The organism is Pseudomonas sp. 2995-1 (genome assembly GCF_002742505.1).
Classification (GTDB): domain Bacteria; phylum Pseudomonadota; class Gammaproteobacteria; order Pseudomonadales; family Pseudomonadaceae; genus Aquipseudomonas; species Aquipseudomonas sivasensis.
Map to the genome: position 1 here is coordinate 1 of NZ_LJSA01000287.1, position 285 is coordinate 285.

The 285-nt window shown below is 39.3% G+C and carries 1 protein-coding gene; it reads left to right on the forward strand.

Features of this window, described 5'->3' with window-relative positions; translation table 11 throughout:
• Window positions 1-28 precede the first annotated feature (28 nt).
• Window positions 29-285 (forward strand): phage holin family protein (locus AOA61_RS05740; RefSeq protein ID WP_218197345.1); only part of this gene is annotated, 257 nt, incomplete at its 3' end.

Sequence of the window (285 nt, forward strand, 5' to 3'; positions counted from 1 at the left end):
CATCTCACACTTTTTCTCTGGAGTGGAAGTGTCGGGGATCGCTGCAGCAATATTGGCTAGTTTTGTATTGGCACTAGTCAATCTAATCGTAAAGCCAATTCTAATTTTCTTTACACTTCCCTTAACAGTGCTTTCCCTTGGATTGTTCCTATTTGTAGTAAACGCCATTACTTTATGGTTAACTTCAGTGATGATGGGAAGTAGCTTTGTAATAGATGGTTTCGGAATGGCGTTAGTAGCAGCAATCATTTTTGCAGCATTAAGTGCCTTGATTCACTCATTTGT